This is a genomic window from Bradyrhizobium sp. LM2.9 (assembly GCF_054056555.1).
The window spans coordinates 4,604,294-4,620,626 of the sequence record NZ_JBSRYJ010000002.1 but is presented as its reverse complement, the minus strand read 5'-3'; the positions used below and the strand labels follow the sequence as shown (position 1 = coordinate 4,620,626).

Sequence of the window (16,333 nt, the reverse complement as noted above, 5' to 3'; positions counted from 1 at the left end):
TCCGATGAATGACGCTCGATCGATCACCCGCCGCCGCTTCATGACCGTCACCGGCTCGGCGGTGGCGATGCTCGGAGGCGGACACGCTTTCGCCCAGGGCCAACCGCGCATCCGCATCGATCCGACCGAATTCCAGCCGGTCCCGATCGCGATCACCAATTTCCTGCCAGGCTCGCCGGCCGACGCCGACGTCGGCATCGGCGTCACGCAGGTCATCACCAACAATCTGAAGCGCTCGGGCCTGTTCGCCCCGATCGACCAGGCCGCCTTCATCGAGCGCATCAACAATATCGACGTCGCGCCGCAATTCCAGAACTGGAAGACCATCAACGCACAGGCGGTGGTCACCGGCCGCATGACGCGGCAGCCGGACGGAAGGCTCAAGGCCGAATTCCGTCTCTGGGACGTGGTCTCCGGCCAGCAGCTCGCGGGCCAGCAATATTTCACCTCGCCGGAATATTGGCGCCGCATCGCCCACATCATCTCCGACCAGATCTACGAGCGGATGACCGGCGAGAAGGGCTATTTCGACAGCCGCGTGGTGTTCGTCGACGAGTCCGGGCCGAAGGAGCGCCGCGTCAAGCGGCTCGCGATGATGGACCAGGACGGTGCCAATGTGCGCTATCTGACCCGCGGCTCCGACCTCGTGCTGACGCCGCGCTTCTCGCCGAACTCGCAAGAGATCACCTATATGGAGTTCGGGCAGGGCGACCCGAAGGTCTATCTCTTCAACATCGAGACCGGCCAGCGCGAGACCGTCGGCAACTTCCCCGGCATGACTTTTGCGCCCAGGTTCTCGCCGGACGGCCAGCGCGTCATCATGAGCTTGCAGCAGGGCGGCAATTCCAACCTGTTCGTGATGGATCTGCGCTCGCGCTCGACCACGCGCCTCACCGACACGCCGGCGATCGACACGTCTCCTTCTTACTCGCCGGATGGCACCCGCATCTGCTTCGAGTCCGATCGCGGCGGCAGGTCGCAAATCTATGTCATGGCGGCGGGCGGCGGAGCGGCGCAACGCATCTCCTTCTCCAAGGACGACACCAACGCCACCTATTCGACGCCGGTGTGGTCGCCGCGCGGCGACTACATCGCCTTCACCAGGCAAGGCGGCGGGCAGTTCTCGATCGGCGTCATGAAGCCGGACGGCTCCGGCGAGCGGCTGCTCACCTCCGGCTATCACAACGAAGGCCCGACCTTCTCGCCGAACGGCCGCGTGTTGATGTTCTTCCGCGATCCCGGCGGCAGCGGCGGGCCGTCGCTGTTCTCCGTCGACATCTCGGGCCGCAACGAGCTGAAGGTGCCGACGCCGGGTTTCGCCTCCGACCCGGCATGGTCGCCGCTATTGTCCTCGACATCGGGCGGCTAAAGATCTTGCGGCTAACATCGCGTGTTGAGGCGCGCGATGTTTCCGAAAAAACGCGCCAATTTTTTTCGCGTTCGGTGGGGAAGGCAAGGTTTCCTTCACCTTGTGCTCGGCAACGCTTGCCTAGTTGCTTGATATTTCAGCGAAAACAGGTTCGCTATTGCCGAAAAACAACTCAACTTTAAGGATGTTCGCTCAGAAAGGCTTCACCTGGGTTGGGTAAAACTGCGCGTCAAACAGGACCCGCGTACAACCCGATGCAGTTCCCAAGCCAGAGCCGGAGAGTCGGAACAGCGGCCGCCGAAAACGTCGGCGGCGCAAATCGATTCGCTGTTCGAAGCGCCCGGTCCGCTGCTGGCCGGTCTCATTTTCGTGTCGATCGGCGCTGCCCTCACCGCGCTGAGGACGGGCGAGCCGCTGATCTGGGCGTGCGTGGCGCTTCTTATCCTGGCCGGCACCGCGCGGGCGATCGACCTGCGCCTCTATCAGGCACGTAAGGCGGTCATGACCGTCAAGGCGGCCGAACGCTGGCAGAAGCGTTATCAGATCGGAGCAAAGATCCAGGCGGCTGCGATCGGCATCTGGTGCGCCACCGCGCTGTTGGCCACGGACGACGCCGTGGCTCACATGATAGCCTTGTCGGTCACCACCGGAATCGCGGCGGGCGGCGCCGGCAGGGCGTATGGCCGGCCCGCGATCTTCCACCTCCAGGCCGTGCTGATTTTCGGCCCGGCCGTGCTCGCGTTGGCGCTGCGTGGGACGCCCTACTACATCGCGATGGCGGTGGTCAGCGGGGCGTTCCTGATGGCTATCATGCAACTGTCGGTGAACCTGCACCGCATCTTCATGGGGGCGGTCGTGGCCCGGGAGCGGGAGGCCGCGCTCGCGGGCCAGTTCGATACGGCACTCAACAACATGCCGCACGGGCTTTGCATGTTCCGCGTCGACGGACAGCTGGCGGTCATGAACCACCGCTTCGGCGCGATGATGAACCTGCCTGCGGATATCGCGCAGAGCGGCACCACCGCGCGCGACATTGTCGCGGCGTGCGTCCGCGCCGGATCCATCTCGACCGCAAGCGGCGAATGGATCGTCGCGGACATCGAAAGTTCGCAGGCAAAAGAGATCATTACCGCCGATCCCGACGCGCAGCGAAACCGCTCGCTGTCCTGGACCGTCCAGCCGATGGCGGACGGTGGCGCGGTGGTGCTGCTCGAGGACATCACCGAGCGACGCAGCGCCGAGGCGAAGATCGCGCATCTGGCGCGCTACGACGATCTCACGGCGCTACCCAACCGCGTACATTTCCGGGACGAGATCGAACACCTGCTGGCGACCTCGCATCATGCGGAGCGCCTCTCGGCGCTGCTGTTCGTCGATCTCGACCAGTTCAAGCAGGTCAACGACACGCTCGGCCACCCCTGTGGCGACCAGCTCCTGTGCGCGGTCGCCAACCGCATGCGCGAGATGCTGCGTCCCGAGGATTTCGTCGCCCGATTCGGCGGTGACGAATTCGTCGTGTTCCAGCAGAACATCTCTTCGCCCGAGGACGCCGCTGCGCTTGCGCGCCGCATCGTCGAGCGGCTGAGCGAGCGTTACCGCATCGACAGTCATCTGGTCGAGATCGGCGCCAGCGTCGGCATCGCGCTGACCTCGCCGGATGGTGTCAGCGCCGATACGCTGCTCAAGAACGCCGACATGGCGCTGTACCGCGCCAAGGCCGACGGTCGCGGCACCTTCTGCTTCTTCCGCGACGAAATGGCGGCGACCGTCGACGCGCGCCGCATCCTCGAGCTCGATCTGCGCAAGGCGCTCGCCAACGAGGAGTTCGAGCTGTTCTACCAGCCGCTGGTCAATCTGAAGTCCGGCAAGATCAGCACCTGCGAGGCGCTGCTGCGCTGGAATCATCCGGTGCGCGGCACGGTCTCGCCGATCGACATCATCCCGGTCGCCGAGGATATGGGGCTGATCGTCGATCTCGGCCGCTGGATCCTGCGCCGCGCCTGCATGGAATGCATGAAGTGGCCGGACGGCGTCAGCGTCGCCGTCAACTTCTCGCCGCAGCAATTCCACCAGCGCGACGTCTTGAGCGAAATCCGCTACGCGCTGGAGGTCTCAGGGCTCCCGGCCCACCGGCTCGAGATCGAGATCACGGAATCCTCGCTGCTGCGGAATACCCAGCTCACGCACGACATCCTGTCGCAATTGCATGCGCTCGGTGTGCGCATCTCGCTCGACGATTTCGGCACCGGCTATTCGAGCCTCAGCTATCTGCACAATTTCCCGATGCAGAAGGTGAAGATCGATCGCTCCTTCCTCGAAGGCATCGACACCGACCGGCCGCTGACGCTGCTGCGTGGCGTGGCCCGGCTGTCCGCCGATCTCGGCATGGCGGTCGTGGTGGAGGGCATCGAGACCAATGATCAGCTCGAGCTGATCAGCGCCGACGGCACCGTCACCGAAGGGCAGGGCTACCTGTTCAGCCGGCCGGTTCCGGCAATCCGGATTCGCCAGTTGCTCAATGCTTCGCACGGCCGTCGCGGGACGGAGGATCAGATCGTCATGGTGTCGTCGCGATCCATCGCTTGATCCTTCTTCGCCTTCTCTTTCAGCAAGCTAAGCTCGGTTTTTGCCCGTATTTTTTCGGGCCCAATGGTTAACCCTAACGATTCTAAGGCTTTGCAATTCCGTTAACGAACCATTAATCTCGCCCCACTCGTAGAAGTTGCTTGGAGTTTAGGGGTATTAGATGAAGTCCGGAGCCGAACCGCACACGGTGCTCCTTCCGCGCGGAGCCGCGCTGTTTGACCGAATCGATTACCGCCTCATCGAAACTCCAGAGGATAGAGACAACCTCTACTTGATGCGGTACCGGGCTTATCTGCAAGCCGGACTGATCGTGCCGTCAGAGTCGATGCGCGTGACCGATCGCTTCGATGATGCGCCCAACACCTGGAATTTCGGGATCTATGTCGATGGAGATCTGTGCAGCTCCGTCCGCATTCACGTCCTGACGTCGGACTGGCGAATGTCCTATACGACCGAAGTGTTTGGCGATGTCCTGCATCCGCGCCTCGACCGTGGCGAGGTCCTTGTCGATCCATGTCGGTTTGTTGCTGATCCCGAAAAGCATCAGCGTTTTCCGGAGCTGCCCTATCTGACGGTGCGGCTTGCTTTTCTGGCTTGCGACCATTTCAATGCCGACACCGGGCTTGCCATGATCCGGACTGACCATCAGGCATTTTATCGCCGCGTATTTCTGCACGAGACCATTTCACCGGAACCGCGTGGATTTCCGGGCTGGCCCACCAAGAAGGCGGTGTTGATGGCATCCGACTTCCGGAACCAGCGCGACAAGGTTCTGACCCGCTTTCCGATCATGCGCTCCAGCGCCTTTGAGCGGCGCATGTTGTTCGAACGCAGCACCCCGCGCCAGGCTGCCCCGCGGCCGGTGTTGCTGGCCACTCCGCGGAATCTGGATGCGGTGGCCTCGACGGCCGGGACGCCCCGTTAGCGGCGTATGTGCTCTCGATCCCTCGCTTGTCCGCTTGGCAGGTCAAAAATTCCGGCAAAAGGCCGCCGTTTGCTTCTCGGCACGGCTTGCCTTCACCCTCGCGCCACATTTACAACCCATTAACCATGACGTTTGCTTTTCGCTGGTTGGGGGCATTTGACCGGCTGTGGCAAGGTTCCATCAAGGTTGACGGAACGTTCGCTTAACCAACCCCCTGTAGACCGGACAGCAGTGGACGAAACGTGAGCGTGGAGGCTCCGGAATGAAACATCCTATGCGTATCCTCCAGGGATTGAAGCTGGTCGCGGTGCTTGCCGTCGCGTTGTCGATGGGCGCCTGCGCCAACAAGAACTCTGCAACGGATGCGATGGCCAACGCGGCGACGCCGGGCAGCCAGCAAGACTTCGTCGTCAACGTCGGCGACCGCGTGTTCTTCGAAAGCGACCAGACCGATCTGACCCCGCAGGCGATCGTGACCCTGGAGAAGCAGGCGCAGTGGCTGCAGAGCTATCCGCGCTACAGCTTCACCGTCGAAGGTCATGCCGACGAACGCGGCACCCGCGAATACAACATCGCGCTCGGTGCCCGCCGCGCCCAGTCGGTGCGCTCGTTCCTCGCCTCGCGCGGCATCGATCCGAACCGCATGCGCACGATCTCCTACGGCAAGGAGCGGCCGGTGGCCGTCTGTAACGACATCTCGTGCTGGTCGCAGAACCGCCGCGCCGTGACCGTGCTGAACGCGAGCTCCTGACGATCAGTCAGGCGTCGTTCATCTTCAGAAACCGATTATGCCGGCGCCCTCTCGGGCGCCGGTATCGTTTCAGCGATCTGTGACCGAAACCCGTTTGTTCCAGCCACAGTTTTGGCGTACTCCCCTTCAATGTGTGGCGCGTCGAGTGTTCGGTCGCAGGCCATTTCGCTTTCGTCGTCAGGGCAAGATGTCATCCAGATTTAAGGTCTTTACCGGCACCGTGGCGATCGCCGCGCTGCTCTCTTCGTGCTCGCCCGCCCTCGCGCAGTCGGACGATGCAGATCCCGAGATGCGGATCGAGCGGCTGGAGAACCAGCTGCGCCAGCTCACCGGCCAGAACGAAGAGCTGCAATATCGCAACCGCCAGCTCGAGGACCGGCTGCGGGCGCTCGAGGGCGGCGCGCAAGGTGCGCCCGGCCAGGCGCCGGTCCAGCCCAATGTCGCGGCCATGCCGCCCGCGCAGGCCGCGCCGGCCTATCGCCAGCAGCAGCCGCAACAGCAGCCGGCCCGGCCGAATTACGAGCAGCCGCAGATTGCCTCTCCCGCGCCGATCGTTCAGGAGCAGCCTGCGCCCGGCGCGCCGGGCACGCGCCGCCGCGGCGATGCCTTCGACCCCAACCAGAGCCCGAATGCGCCGGGTGCGCCGCGCGCGCTCGGCGGCGGGCAGCAGCCGATGCCGGCAGGCACCCCTGGTGGCGCACCCGGCGGTCGTGGCGCGGGCGAACCGCTCGATCTTGCCAATACCGGCCCTCGTTATCAGCAGCAGGCCGCGCCCCCGGCGGCGCAGCCCGGCTATCCGCCGACCCAGCAAGGGAATGCCGCGCCATCAGGCGGCGTTGGCCTAACGACCCTGCCGCCTTCGGCAACGCCGCGCGACGAGTTCGACCTCGGCATCGGCTACATGCAGCGCAAGGACTATGCGCTTGCCGAGCAGACCATGAAGAACTTCTCGCAGAAATACCCGAGCGACCCGCTGCTCGGCGACGCGCAATACTGGCTCGGCGAGAGCTATTTCCAGCGCCAGCAATATCGTGACTCCGCGGAAGCCTTTCTCGCCGTCACCACCAAATACGACAAGTCCGCCAAGGCGCCGGATGCGCTGCTGCGGCTCGGCCAGTCGCTGGCCGCGCTGAAGGAGAAGGAGGCTGCTTGCGCCGCCTTCGGCGAGATCGGCCGCAAATATCCGCGCGCCTCCGCCGGCGTCAAAGCCGCGGTGGACCGCGAGCAGAAGCGGGTGAAGTGCTGAGGCGCGGCGATCGATCCTGACAAGACGGATGGTGATGCGCTAAACAGTCGGTCCATCCGCGGACGGTTGCAGCGCCATGTCAGACGACGACAATTCTCCGATCTCGGCGCCCGAGGCGAAGCGGTTCTTCGCCGACCTGAAAAGCGCGCCCGCGCTGGTGCTCGCGGTCTCCGGCGGGCCTGACTCGGTCGCGCTGATGTGGCTTGCGGCGCGCTGGCAGCGCAGCCTTGCGCGCGGCCCACGTCTCACCGCCGTCACCATCGACCACGGCTTGCGTCCCGAAGCGGCGCGCGAGGCGCGTGACGTCAAGCGGCTGGCCGCCGGGCTTGGCTTGTCGCACCGCACCCTGCGCTGGCGCGGCGCAAAGCCGAAAACGGGACTGCCGGCCGCTGCGCGCGAAGCCCGCTACCGCCTGCTTGCGCAGGCCGCGCGTGCCGTCGGTGCGAGCCATGTGCTGACCGCCCACACCCGCGACGACCAGGCCGAGACGCTGTTGATGCGTCTTGTCCGCGGCAGCGGACTTGCGGGGCTGTCGGCGATGGCCCGCCTCACGGTACGCGATGGCGTCGTCCTTGCGCGCCCGCTGCTCGATGTCCCGAAGTCGCAGCTGATCGCGACCTTGAAGCGGGCAAAGATCGGCTTTGCCGACGATCCCACCAACCGCGACACCGACTTCACCCGGCCGCGGCTGCGCGCGCTGCTGCCGCAGCTTGCCGTCGAGGGCGGCGATGCCCGCACTCTGGTTCGGCTTGCAGGCAGGCTGGCGCGGGCCAATGCGGCGGTCGAGGTGATGGTCGACGGTGCCGAGCGCTTCCTTCAACTCCGGGCGCGCGGCGATGCGCCGCAGGCGGTCGGTCGAAGCTTCGAAGCATCGCGCTTTGCCCTCCTGCCGGAGGAGGTCCGGCTGCGGCTACTGCTGCGGGCGGTCAATGCCTTCGGTCATGAAGGGCCGGCGGAACTCGGCAAGGTCGAAACCCTGATGGCCGCGCTCGATCAGGCCATCGCTGCAGGGGGTGTGGCTGCAGGGCGTATGGCGGCAGGGCGCGCGGCTGCAAATGGCCGGCCGGTGCTGAAGCAGACCCTTGCGGGAGCCTTGATCAGCCTTGCCGGGGGGCGTATCCACATCGCGCCGGCGCCGGCCCGGCAGCGCAAAGGGAGCTGAGCCGCGGACCATGACACCGGGCGTTTCGGCCGCGCGGCGTCAGGTCACCTTAACCAGGCGGGAAAAACCCCTGTCCGACCGCCATTATTTCAGCGGGAATCGCTCTAAGATGGGATAAATAGTCCCATCTCGTTCCCTTGGCAGCGACCGGGGCGGCACCTAAATTGTATGCATCAAACGAAGAGGATTCCTTGGGGATTTCCTCGCACTGCCCAAATAGCTACCCCAAGATACCGCCCAAGGATCAGGCCGCGATCCGCGCGACCACGAAGGAAGATCGATGAACGCCAATCTGCGCAATTTCGCCCTCTGGGTCATCATTGTCTTGCTGCTGTTGGCGTTGTTCACGCTCTTCCAAAATCCGGGTCAGCGCGCCTCCTCGCAGGACATCGCCTTCTCCCAGCTCTTGAGCGAGGTTGACCGCGGCAATGTGCGCGACGTCGTGATCCAGGGGCCGGACATTCACGGCACCTTCACCAACGGCTCGAGCTTCCAGACCTATGCGCCGAGCGATCCGACGCTGGTGAAGCGCCTCTATGACAGCAAGGTGCAGATCACCGCGAAGCCGCCCGGTGACAACGTGCCGTGGTTCGTCTCGTTGCTGGTCTCCTGGTTGCCCTTCATTGCGCTGATCGGCGTGTGGATCTTCCTGTCGCGGCAGATGCAGGGCGGCGCCGGCAAGGCGATGGGCTTCGGCAAGTCGCGCGCAAAAATGCTGACTGAAGCGCATGGCCGCGTCACCTTCGAGGACGTCGCCGGCGTCGATGAAGCCAAGCAGGACCTGCAGGAGATCGTCGAATTCCTGCGCGACCCCGGCAAATTCCAGCGCCTCGGCGGCCGCATTCCGCGCGGCGTGCTGCTGGTCGGCCCTCCCGGCACCGGCAAGACCCTGATCGCACGTGCGGTCGCGGGCGAAGCCAACGTGCCGTTCTTCACCATTTCGGGTTCTGACTTCGTCGAGATGTTCGTCGGCGTCGGCGCAAGCCGCGTCCGCGATATGTTCGAGCAGGCGAAGAAGAACGCCCCCTGCATCATCTTCATCGACGAAATCGACGCCGTCGGACGTCACCGTGGCGCCGGCCTCGGCGGCGGCAATGACGAGCGCGAGCAGACGCTGAACCAATTGCTGGTCGAGATGGACGGTTTCGAGGCGAACGAGGGCGTGATCCTGATCGCCGCAACCAACCGTCCCGACGTGCTCGATCCCGCGCTGCTGCGTCCCGGCCGCTTCGACCGTCAGGTCGTGGTGCCCAATCCCGACGTCGTCGGCCGCGAGCAGATCCTCAAGGTTCACGTCCGCAAGGTGCCCCTGGCGCCGGATATCAACCTCAAGACCATCGCGCGCGGCACCCCGGGCTTCTCCGGCGCCGACCTGATGAACCTCGTCAACGAAGCCGCGCTCACCGCAGCCCGCCGCAACAAGCGGATGGTGACGCAGTCCGAGTTCGAGGAAGCCAAGGACAAGGTGATGATGGGCGCCGAGCGCAAGTCGCTCGTCATGACCGAGGAAGAGAAGTTGCTGACGGCCTATCACGAAGGCGGCCACGCCATCGTCGGCCTCAACGTCGTCGCGACCGACCCGATCCACAAGGCGACCATCATTCCGCGCGGTCGTGCGCTGGGCATGGTCATGCAGCTGCCCGAGCGCGACAAGCTGTCGATGTCGCTGGAGCAGATGACCTCGCGCCTTGCCATCATGATGGGTGGCCGCGTCGCCGAAGAGCTGATCTTCGGCCGCGAGAAGGTGACTTCGGGTGCGTCGTCCGACATCGAGCAGGCGACGCGTCTGGCGCGCATGATGGTGACGCGCTGGGGCCTGTCCGAGGCGCTCGGCACCGTGTCCTATGGCGAGAACCAGGACGAGGTTTTCCTGGGCATGTCGGTGTCGCGCACCCAGAACGCATCGGAAGCGACGGTTCAGAAGATCGATAACGAGATCCGGCGTTTCGTCGAAGAGGGCTACAACGAAGCGACGCGTATTCTCACCGAGAAGCGCGCCGATCTCGAAGCTCTCGCCAAGGGCCTGCTCGAGTTCGAGACGCTCTCCGGCGATGAGATCATCGACCTGCTCAAGGGCAAAAAGCCGAACCGCGAATCCGTGCTCGAGCCGACCACGCCGCGCGCCTCCGCCGTGCCGCCTGCCGGCAAGCCCCGCCCGCGGCCCGATCCGGATCCCGGCCTGGAGCCGCAGCCGCAGGCGTAATCGCGAACGGCAGAATGAATTGAAAAACGCGGCGGCAACGCCGCGTTTTTTGCTGGGCGCCGACACGTTTGTGGGCGCTCGCAATGGCGATGTTATCCAGTTGCGCTCGAAACTCAGGTCTCGTGTCCTGGCCGCAGCGCGGCCGGACACGAGAGGACGCGTATCGTCACCACACTCCGTCATTGCGAGCGAGGGCGCCAAACATTGTCAGACTGCCTTGTCCTCGATCAGCAGCGGGCAATGCATGTATGCCCGGCCATGAGCGAAACAATTCGAGTTCTAGACTAGGCAGCGCTGTCAACCTGATGCGCTACCGCCGGGCGTGGCGGCCAATTAGACCGGCCGGGGTAACCTGCGCCAAAACCCAACAATTGAAATCCGCGAAAGAACCGCCGCCTCAAATCGTTCGAGCTGGTCTCTGAGCCGAAGTGCATGTTTCTCGACGAGGTGCCAGGAAGCGACTGCGACGCCAAAGGCAATCGGCAGGCTGATCAGGACGTTCAGATACCAGTACTGAACCGATGGGCCAACCGTTGCAACGCACTGCTGGATGACAAATCCGTAGAGATACATTCCGTAAGAGTAATCGCCGGACGACACGATCCAGCTTCGCCGCGGATTCATGAGTCCCAGATAACACGCGACATAGGCAGCGGGCACGACAAAAATCGCGTCGCCGCGTCCGCCGGCCATTCCGGCGGCGCAAAGCACAAGCGCAAACAGGCACGCCGCCCGGTTGAACGGTACCTTGTCGCGCCAGAGGTAGAAGCCAACACCTAAAAGGAAAGAGAACACAAGAAGGTGCGGGCGAAGGTGAATGAACAGTTCGTCCGAATGGTAGATATCGTAGCAGACGAGCCCGATCTGGGCGAACACCAGGAACCCGAGGTATAGCACCCTATTGAAGCAAATCGTGGTCGCGGCAAGAAGCGCTAGGATGGCGTAGCACCACAGCTCATACGGCACCGTCCAAAGCTGAGCATTCACCAGATCGGGGGCTGGATTGTGAAGAAATACGCCCGGGAGTTCAAAGTGCATGTCGCCGACGACGTTGAGAAAATAGACATGGAATCTCGAGTCCGCAAAGTATTGGGCCAAGGGTATCGCGGTGAATATCGGGCCGATGATGACGGCCGAGAGCGTCGTCTCGACCACGAGTGCGGGCGCAATGCGAAGCACGCGCAGGCCGATAAACGAAAGCAGGCTCTTGCACCTCAACAAGCTGGCCGTCACCAAAAACCCGCTCAAGGTGAAGAAGAGCGCAAGGATCATTGCGTTTACCGTGCGAAAATGGCCCACTATCTCCATCGCCCGACCGAGCCCAAGAGTGACGTTCGCGCTGTGCAGGCAGATAACGGCCGCCGCCAGCGCAATCCGCATGTAGTCGAAACCTGCGGGCCGATTGCGCGAAAGAGCCAGCTGATCAGCGAGGCTGAACATGATTGCGTTTCCCAGAGACACCTACGTCTCCCGAAACTATCGAATAGTGAACTAAGGCCGTGTAAACGGCGGACGTTGCAATTTCGGCGCGCCCAACGCGGGGCATCGCGCATTTCGCGCGGTACATTCCAGCCATCATCGGAAGCGCCGGTTAAGGTTATTTGTTTGATCAAATAATTCGTCGAATTTTGCCAGACGGTCAACTCCACGAGGCGACGGGCGCATGAATCGAAGCGCAGCGGTGTCAATTGGCTCGCAAGGCCGCTTCACGCTTGGAAGCTGACATCTCATTGTAATACGTACATGGCCTACCGTCCCGTCCTCACCTCGACGGCGTCGCCATTGCATCTTTCGCATCATCCCGCACGTGAATCACCGCGATATTGTCCGCATAGAGCCGCTTCCAGCCCTTGATGTGATCGAGCACTTGCGCTGCGGGCGAGTCCGCGGTCAGCAGGGTGGCGTCGATCCGGTGGTCCTCGAGCAGCCGCGTCAGATTGTCGAGCTTCTTGAGCTCCACGGCCTTGAGGAAATCCATGACGAAGGTTTCGCCGTAGAGCTCGGCGCGGCCGTCGATGAAGACCGGGATGTCGCGGGAGATCAGATAGCCGCCGAACTGGTTGGCGTTGAAGATGCGCTGGGCTTTTCGTTGCTCGAGCAGGTCAACGGCGGCAACCGGTGTCTGGTCCATCGTGAAGGTGAAGCGGTGATGCGACATGTAGAGCGACGTCGAGGTCCAGCCGGCGGCCACGATCATCAGCGCGGCCGTTGCGGTGACATAGCGGGCGGCCCAGCTCTCGCTGCCTTGCGTGCCAGGCCGCGGCAGCGCGGATCGTTCGCCGAGCGGCTTGGCCAGCACCAGCGGCACCAGGAAGGCAAAGGCCTCGATGCTCCTGGCATGGGTGAGCGCCATCCAGGTCAGGAGCAGGATCAGAACAATGCGCGGCGGCGAGAGCGTCAGGCCGCGATACAGCCCGATCGCGATCAGGCCGAACAGCGCGCCTTCGAATGCGTTGAAGGATGCGAAGCTCGCGGGCGACCATTCCGAGATGAGCGTCAGCAGCTCGCCGAGATTGAGGATGTTGGTCGCGCCGAGCAATGTACGCCAGCCGTAGGGGGTGACGCAGCTTGCAGCGAGTGCCGCAACGCCGAACAGGAACCAGCGCGACAGCAGCCTGACCTGCTTGCCGGAGTCCATGCCCCAGAGCGCCACGAAGGACATCGGGCCGATCAGCGCCAGGCCCAGCACGAAGCCGCCATGCAGGTTCGACCACAGCGACATCAGCGGCAGCCAGTACCATGACGGCACGTCCTTGCGGTCGGCCGCGGTCATCAATATGCCGACCCACGCGATCATTACGGGCAGCGCCAGCATGTGCGGCCGCGCCAGGATGTGATGTAGCGACACCACGACCGCGAACATCGCGAACAGGACCGCGCGCGGAATTTCCAGATGGGCCTCGAGCAGATCGACCAGGATTGCCGCCGACAATGCGACCGCAAGCGCGGTGAGGATCACCGGGCCGGCCCAGCCCCATTGCGCATAGGAGAGGGCGAACAGCACCTGCGACAGCCATGAGGTCGAAACCCAGGGCGTCCCCGGCCGGGTGAAGGAATAGAAATCCGTGTAGGGAAGCGCGTGGTGATCGAGGATCCATTGCCCGATCTTGATCTGCCAGAACGAGTCGGAATCCTGAAGCAGCGTGTCGCCGAAATATACGAAGAACAGATAGGCGCCCGCGCCGACGCACAGCGGCACCAGGACCCGCGCACGACTCTGCGTCGCGATGCTGTTGGCAAAGGAAAGCGACATGCCGCCTCGTCGTCCTGTTGTTCTTGTCGAGTTGCGCGAGGAGATGAGGATGAACCGTCGCGCTTAAGGTTGTTGTTTGAGCATGATCCGGAAAACCGCTTCACAGCTTTCCGGATCATGCCCGGGCGGGCATTGGACCACGGCGGTCATAACTTCGCGTAAACCGGCGGTGCCAAGCCGGTTTCATGTCTCGATAATTTAACGGATTTTTTTGGATTTCGGTTTACCATCGGCGAATCCACGCAAACCGCTCGGTGTTTCCGCAGTCGAATTAACTGCGGCGCAATTTTTTGCCGCTACGTTCGGTTCCATGGTCGGGCGGCGCTGGGAAGCCGAAAAGACCGGATCAGTTGTAGCCTCGTGTACCTTTTTGGAGCAGTCATGAAGAACCTCGTTGCGCGTTTCCTGAACGATGAATCCGGCGCCACCGCCATTGAATACGGTCTGATCGCCGCCGGCATCGCGCTGGCGATCATCACGGTCGTCAACAACCTCGGCAGCACGCTGAACACCAAATTCACCTCGATCTCGACCAGCCTCAAGTAAGGCCGGACGAACCGGGAATCTTAGAGAGCCCCGTCCTCGACGGGGCTCTTTTCATTTGGACGATGATTTTCGTCTCTTGCAGTCCGTGCAGTTGTAGGCTGGCAAGGCATCTGCCGCAGCTCGAAGAACGCAAGACGGAAGCGTGTCCGCCGTCGAGAATATCGGATACTGAGGGTTGCTGGTGGCACGGCGCTACGCGCCTTTGCGAAATCCTGCCGCAACTTGCCGCCTGTCATTCCGCGAGGCTGGTCTGCCAGACCGGCGACGGAGCAGGCGCGACAGACGTTCGCGACGCTCGGCCGTGCCATTGCAGATAGAACTTCGCCGCCCAGATCGACGCTGCGGCGACCGCGATGCCGCCGGCGACGTCGATGATGTAATGCGCGCCGATCACCGGCGTCGCTGCGATCATCAGGAGATTGAGCGCGGCCGCGATGCCGCCGAGGCCGCGCACCGGCCACAGCGCCCACATGTAGAGCACGGCCGACGCGGCGTGGAAGCTCGGAAACGAGACGATGCCGGAGAGGAAGAACAGCCGGAGTTCGTGCAGGCTGTCGTCGCGAAGTGCGAGGATGTCGCGCAACTGTCCGGCATAGACCACCGTGCTGATCTCGGGGAAATGCGCAGCGGACAGTTGCAGTCCCCAATAGGTACCGATCGCGGGCACGATGGCGGAGATCGCGATGGTGACCGCGAGCGCGAGGCTCATCGCCAGCATGAACAACTGCAGCCGCACATAGCGCGCCGTCAGCGCCAGCACGACGGGGACGCCGAGCAGCGGCAGTTTGATCAGCCCGTATCCGCGAGCGAGCACGTCCGCGAGCCAGGGATGGTCGTTGACGTATCGCGCGATCGGTTCGGGATCGAGGCCGAGCGCACGGTCGATCGCAAGCAGCGCCTGGTCCTGCAGCGGCCAGTTCAGCTTGCCCGCGACGTAGCTGAGCGGTCCGACGATGGCGCAGGTGAGAATGATCTGTCCGATCGTGCCGAGCGAAAACAGCAGCTTCGGGTCGGCAAGCTCGCCTTTGACGATGCGGTGGCCATAGGCCAGCGCGAGCAGGACCGCAGCGACCGCCAGCGTCACGCCGTAGGCGACAGGCTCGAGGCTCAGGCCAGTCAAGGGGAGGCCGAATGCCAGCAGGCTGCCCATGGCTACGATGGGAAGCCAGTTCAGGTGGAAGAGCTGCCAGGCGGTCCGGGCGTCCGTGTCGACCATGCTGCACCGAGGTGGGATCGCAGTACCGCAGCACAGTCGCGGAGCAGGTTTAAGATGGCGGTAACGTTCGTGGTTACCCCTTCGCCAAACCAGTTGGCGACGTTTTTAGCTGTTTTGAGGTTTTCGCTTTTTTCGCGCGATGCTTCATGCATTTGCACCTTGTCATGCAGTTTGAATAGTTGTTCAGTCCTTGCGGGGCGATTTGCGGCATCAGTGACGAAGCGTTCGGCCGCAGGGCGTGCGGCTGGCGTGTGGGACAGGAAGCGCGCCATGGTTTATCGGCGGACGCATCAAGTAGTGAAGCGCCTTGCGGCAAGGCGCAGTGCGATACTGGCGGCGGCGCGGGAGGCGGCGGCGGAAGGCGGGATGGCGGCGGTGCAGATTGCGCCGGTCGCGGTTCGCGCCAGCGTCGCTGCGGGTACGGTCTACCGCTACTTCCCCTCCAAGGCCGAGCTGATCTCCGAATTGATCGCCGAGGTCTCACGCGACGAGCTCGCGGCGATCCGCCGGGCGGCCGATGCCGCGCCGGGGCCGTCCTCGGCGCTGGCCGCGGCGGTGACCACCGTGGCGGTCCATACCCTGTCGCAGCGCAGGCTGGCCTGGGGCATCCTGGCCGAACCGGTGGATGTCGATGTCAGCGCCTCGCGCCTCGCCAGCCGGCGGGAGATTGCGGGCGAGATGGCCTCGCGGATCGACGCCGCCGTGCGTGCGGGCCACCTGCCGGCGCAGGACACCGGGCTCGCCGCTACTGCGCTGCTCGGCGCGCTGCACGAGGCTCTGGTCGGACCGCTCGCGCCGGATAATCTCGAAGATCCCGCCAGGATGCGCGATGCCGTGCAGACCGTGACGCTGCTGGCGCTGCGCGCGGTCGGCGTCATGGACGCCCGCGCCAGGGGTCTCGTGGTGCAGCAGACGCTGCTACCGACGGCGAAAGCGCTGGTTGGGGCTTAAAACGTCCGCCTGATCGCCGTGGGGACCTGATCGCGCTCAAGCCTTTGTCCCGGCACGTTTTTTCGCGGATCCCCAGCACATCAGCAGGACCGGCCGGCTTACTGTGCATGGGGTTGTTTTCGACT

General features: G+C 63.7%; 13 protein-coding genes. 9 read left to right on the top strand and 4 right to left on the bottom strand.

Features of this window, described 5'->3' with window-relative positions; genetic code table 11:
- Positions 1-4 precede the first annotated feature (4 nt).
- The 7 genes from tolB (at position 5) to ftsH (ending at position 10,242) form a co-directional block, all read left to right on the top strand.
- Positions 5-1,369, top strand: coding sequence for a Tol-Pal system beta propeller repeat protein TolB (tolB, locus tag ACVWW3_RS24100; protein ID WP_456648437.1), 1,365 nt, complete (start codon positions 5-7; stop codon positions 1,367-1,369).
- Positions 1,370-1,687: 318 nt separating this feature from the next.
- Entirely contained in the window at positions 1,688-3,955 is a 2,268-nt protein-coding gene (locus ACVWW3_RS24095; RefSeq protein WP_456672421.1) for a putative bifunctional diguanylate cyclase/phosphodiesterase, read from the top strand.
- Between the two features lie 160 nt (positions 3,956-4,115).
- A complete protein-coding gene (locus ACVWW3_RS24090) occupies positions 4,116-4,880 on the top strand; it encodes an N-acyl amino acid synthase FeeM domain-containing protein (RefSeq protein WP_456648438.1) in 765 nt (254 codons plus the stop codon).
- A 262-nt stretch (positions 4,881-5,142) separates the two neighbouring features.
- Positions 5,143-5,631, top strand: a complete 489-nt coding sequence (gene pal / locus ACVWW3_RS24085; RefSeq protein ID WP_247319754.1) for a peptidoglycan-associated lipoprotein Pal — start codon at positions 5,143-5,145, stop codon at positions 5,629-5,631.
- A 187-nt stretch (positions 5,632-5,818) separates the two neighbouring features.
- A complete protein-coding gene (gene ybgF / locus ACVWW3_RS24080; RefSeq protein WP_456672157.1) occupies positions 5,819-6,877 on the top strand; it encodes a tol-pal system protein YbgF in 1,059 nt (352 codons plus the stop codon).
- A 76-nt stretch (positions 6,878-6,953) separates the two neighbouring features.
- The gene (gene tilS, locus ACVWW3_RS24075) at positions 6,954-8,039 is read left to right on the top strand and encodes a tRNA lysidine(34) synthetase TilS (RefSeq protein WP_456648439.1); all 1,086 of its coding nucleotides are present in this window, start codon (positions 6,954-6,956) and stop codon (positions 8,037-8,039) included.
- Positions 8,040-8,319: 280 nt separating this feature from the next.
- Entirely contained in the window at positions 8,320-10,242 is a 1,923-nt protein-coding gene (gene ftsH / locus ACVWW3_RS24070) for an ATP-dependent zinc metalloprotease FtsH (RefSeq protein ID WP_247343042.1), read from the top strand.
- A gap of 333 nt (positions 10,243-10,575) precedes the next feature.
- On the opposite strand, the gene ACVWW3_RS24065 is transcribed toward ftsH, so the two are convergent.
- Together ACVWW3_RS24065 and ACVWW3_RS24060 are read right to left on the bottom strand one after the other, a co-directional pair.
- Positions 10,576-11,682: an acyltransferase family protein gene (locus ACVWW3_RS24065; RefSeq protein ID WP_247343044.1), complete on the bottom strand. Its 1,107-nt coding sequence runs from the start codon at positions 11,680-11,682 to the stop codon at positions 10,576-10,578.
- A gap of 322 nt (positions 11,683-12,004) precedes the next feature.
- Positions 12,005-13,495 carry a hypothetical protein gene (locus tag ACVWW3_RS24060; RefSeq protein WP_456648440.1) on the bottom strand — a complete coding sequence of 497 codons (1,491 nt, stop codon included), beginning with the start codon at positions 13,493-13,495 and terminating at the stop codon, positions 12,005-12,007.
- Positions 13,496-13,876: 381 nt separating this feature from the next.
- On the opposite strand from ACVWW3_RS24060, the gene ACVWW3_RS24055 reads away from it, so the two are divergent.
- Positions 13,877-14,041, top strand: a complete 165-nt coding sequence (locus ACVWW3_RS24055; RefSeq protein WP_247343049.1) for a Flp family type IVb pilin — start codon at positions 13,877-13,879, stop codon at positions 14,039-14,041.
- A 232-nt stretch (positions 14,042-14,273) separates the two neighbouring features.
- Here the strand turns inward: ACVWW3_RS24055 and ACVWW3_RS24050 are convergent, their stop codons facing one another.
- A complete protein-coding gene (locus ACVWW3_RS24050; RefSeq protein ID WP_247343052.1) occupies positions 14,274-15,257 on the bottom strand; it encodes a phosphatase PAP2 family protein in 984 nt (327 codons plus the stop codon).
- Positions 15,212-15,529, bottom strand: coding sequence for a hypothetical protein (locus tag ACVWW3_RS24045; protein WP_456648441.1), 318 nt, complete (start codon positions 15,527-15,529; stop codon positions 15,212-15,214). The genes ACVWW3_RS24050 and ACVWW3_RS24045 overlap by 46 nt, the downstream gene beginning before the upstream one ends.
- Here ACVWW3_RS24045 and ACVWW3_RS24040 point away from each other — a divergent pair.
- Entirely contained in the window at positions 15,528-16,208 is a 681-nt protein-coding gene (locus tag ACVWW3_RS24040; protein ID WP_456648442.1) for a TetR family transcriptional regulator, read from the top strand. The two genes, ACVWW3_RS24045 and ACVWW3_RS24040, sit on opposite strands and share 2 nt — an antisense overlap.
- Positions 16,209-16,333: the final 125 nt, after the last annotated feature.

Excerpts from the sequence above, each read along its gene's own strand:
- pal (WP_247319754.1), top strand. The coding sequence starts at position 5,143 with ATGAAACATCCTATGCGTATCCTCCAGGGATTGAAGCTGGTCGCGGTG.
- ACVWW3_RS24050 (WP_247343052.1), bottom strand. The coding sequence starts at position 15,257 with ATGGTCGACACGGACGCCCGGACCGCCTGGCAGCTCTTCCACCTGAAC.
- ACVWW3_RS24040 (WP_456648442.1), top strand. The coding sequence starts at position 15,528 with ATGGTTTATCGGCGGACGCATCAAGTAGTGAAGCGCCTTGCGGCAAGG.
- ACVWW3_RS24045 (WP_456648441.1), bottom strand. The coding sequence starts at position 15,529 with ATGGCGCGCTTCCTGTCCCACACGCCAGCCGCACGCCCTGCGGCCGAA.
- tilS (WP_456648439.1), top strand. The coding sequence starts at position 6,954 with ATGTCAGACGACGACAATTCTCCGATCTCGGCGCCCGAGGCGAAGCGG.
- ACVWW3_RS24055 (WP_247343049.1), top strand. The coding sequence starts at position 13,877 with ATGAAGAACCTCGTTGCGCGTTTCCTGAACGATGAATCCGGCGCCACC.
- ftsH (WP_247343042.1), top strand. The coding sequence starts at position 8,320 with ATGAACGCCAATCTGCGCAATTTCGCCCTCTGGGTCATCATTGTCTTG.
- ACVWW3_RS24060 (WP_456648440.1), bottom strand. The coding sequence starts at position 13,495 with ATGTCGCTTTCCTTTGCCAACAGCATCGCGACGCAGAGTCGTGCGCGG.
- tolB (WP_456648437.1), top strand. The coding sequence starts at position 5 with ATGAATGACGCTCGATCGATCACCCGCCGCCGCTTCATGACCGTCACC.
- ybgF (WP_456672157.1), top strand. The coding sequence starts at position 5,819 with ATGTCATCCAGATTTAAGGTCTTTACCGGCACCGTGGCGATCGCCGCG.
- ACVWW3_RS24090 (WP_456648438.1), top strand. The coding sequence starts at position 4,116 with ATGAAGTCCGGAGCCGAACCGCACACGGTGCTCCTTCCGCGCGGAGCC.
- ACVWW3_RS24065 (WP_247343044.1), bottom strand. The coding sequence starts at position 11,682 with ATGTTCAGCCTCGCTGATCAGCTGGCTCTTTCGCGCAATCGGCCCGCA.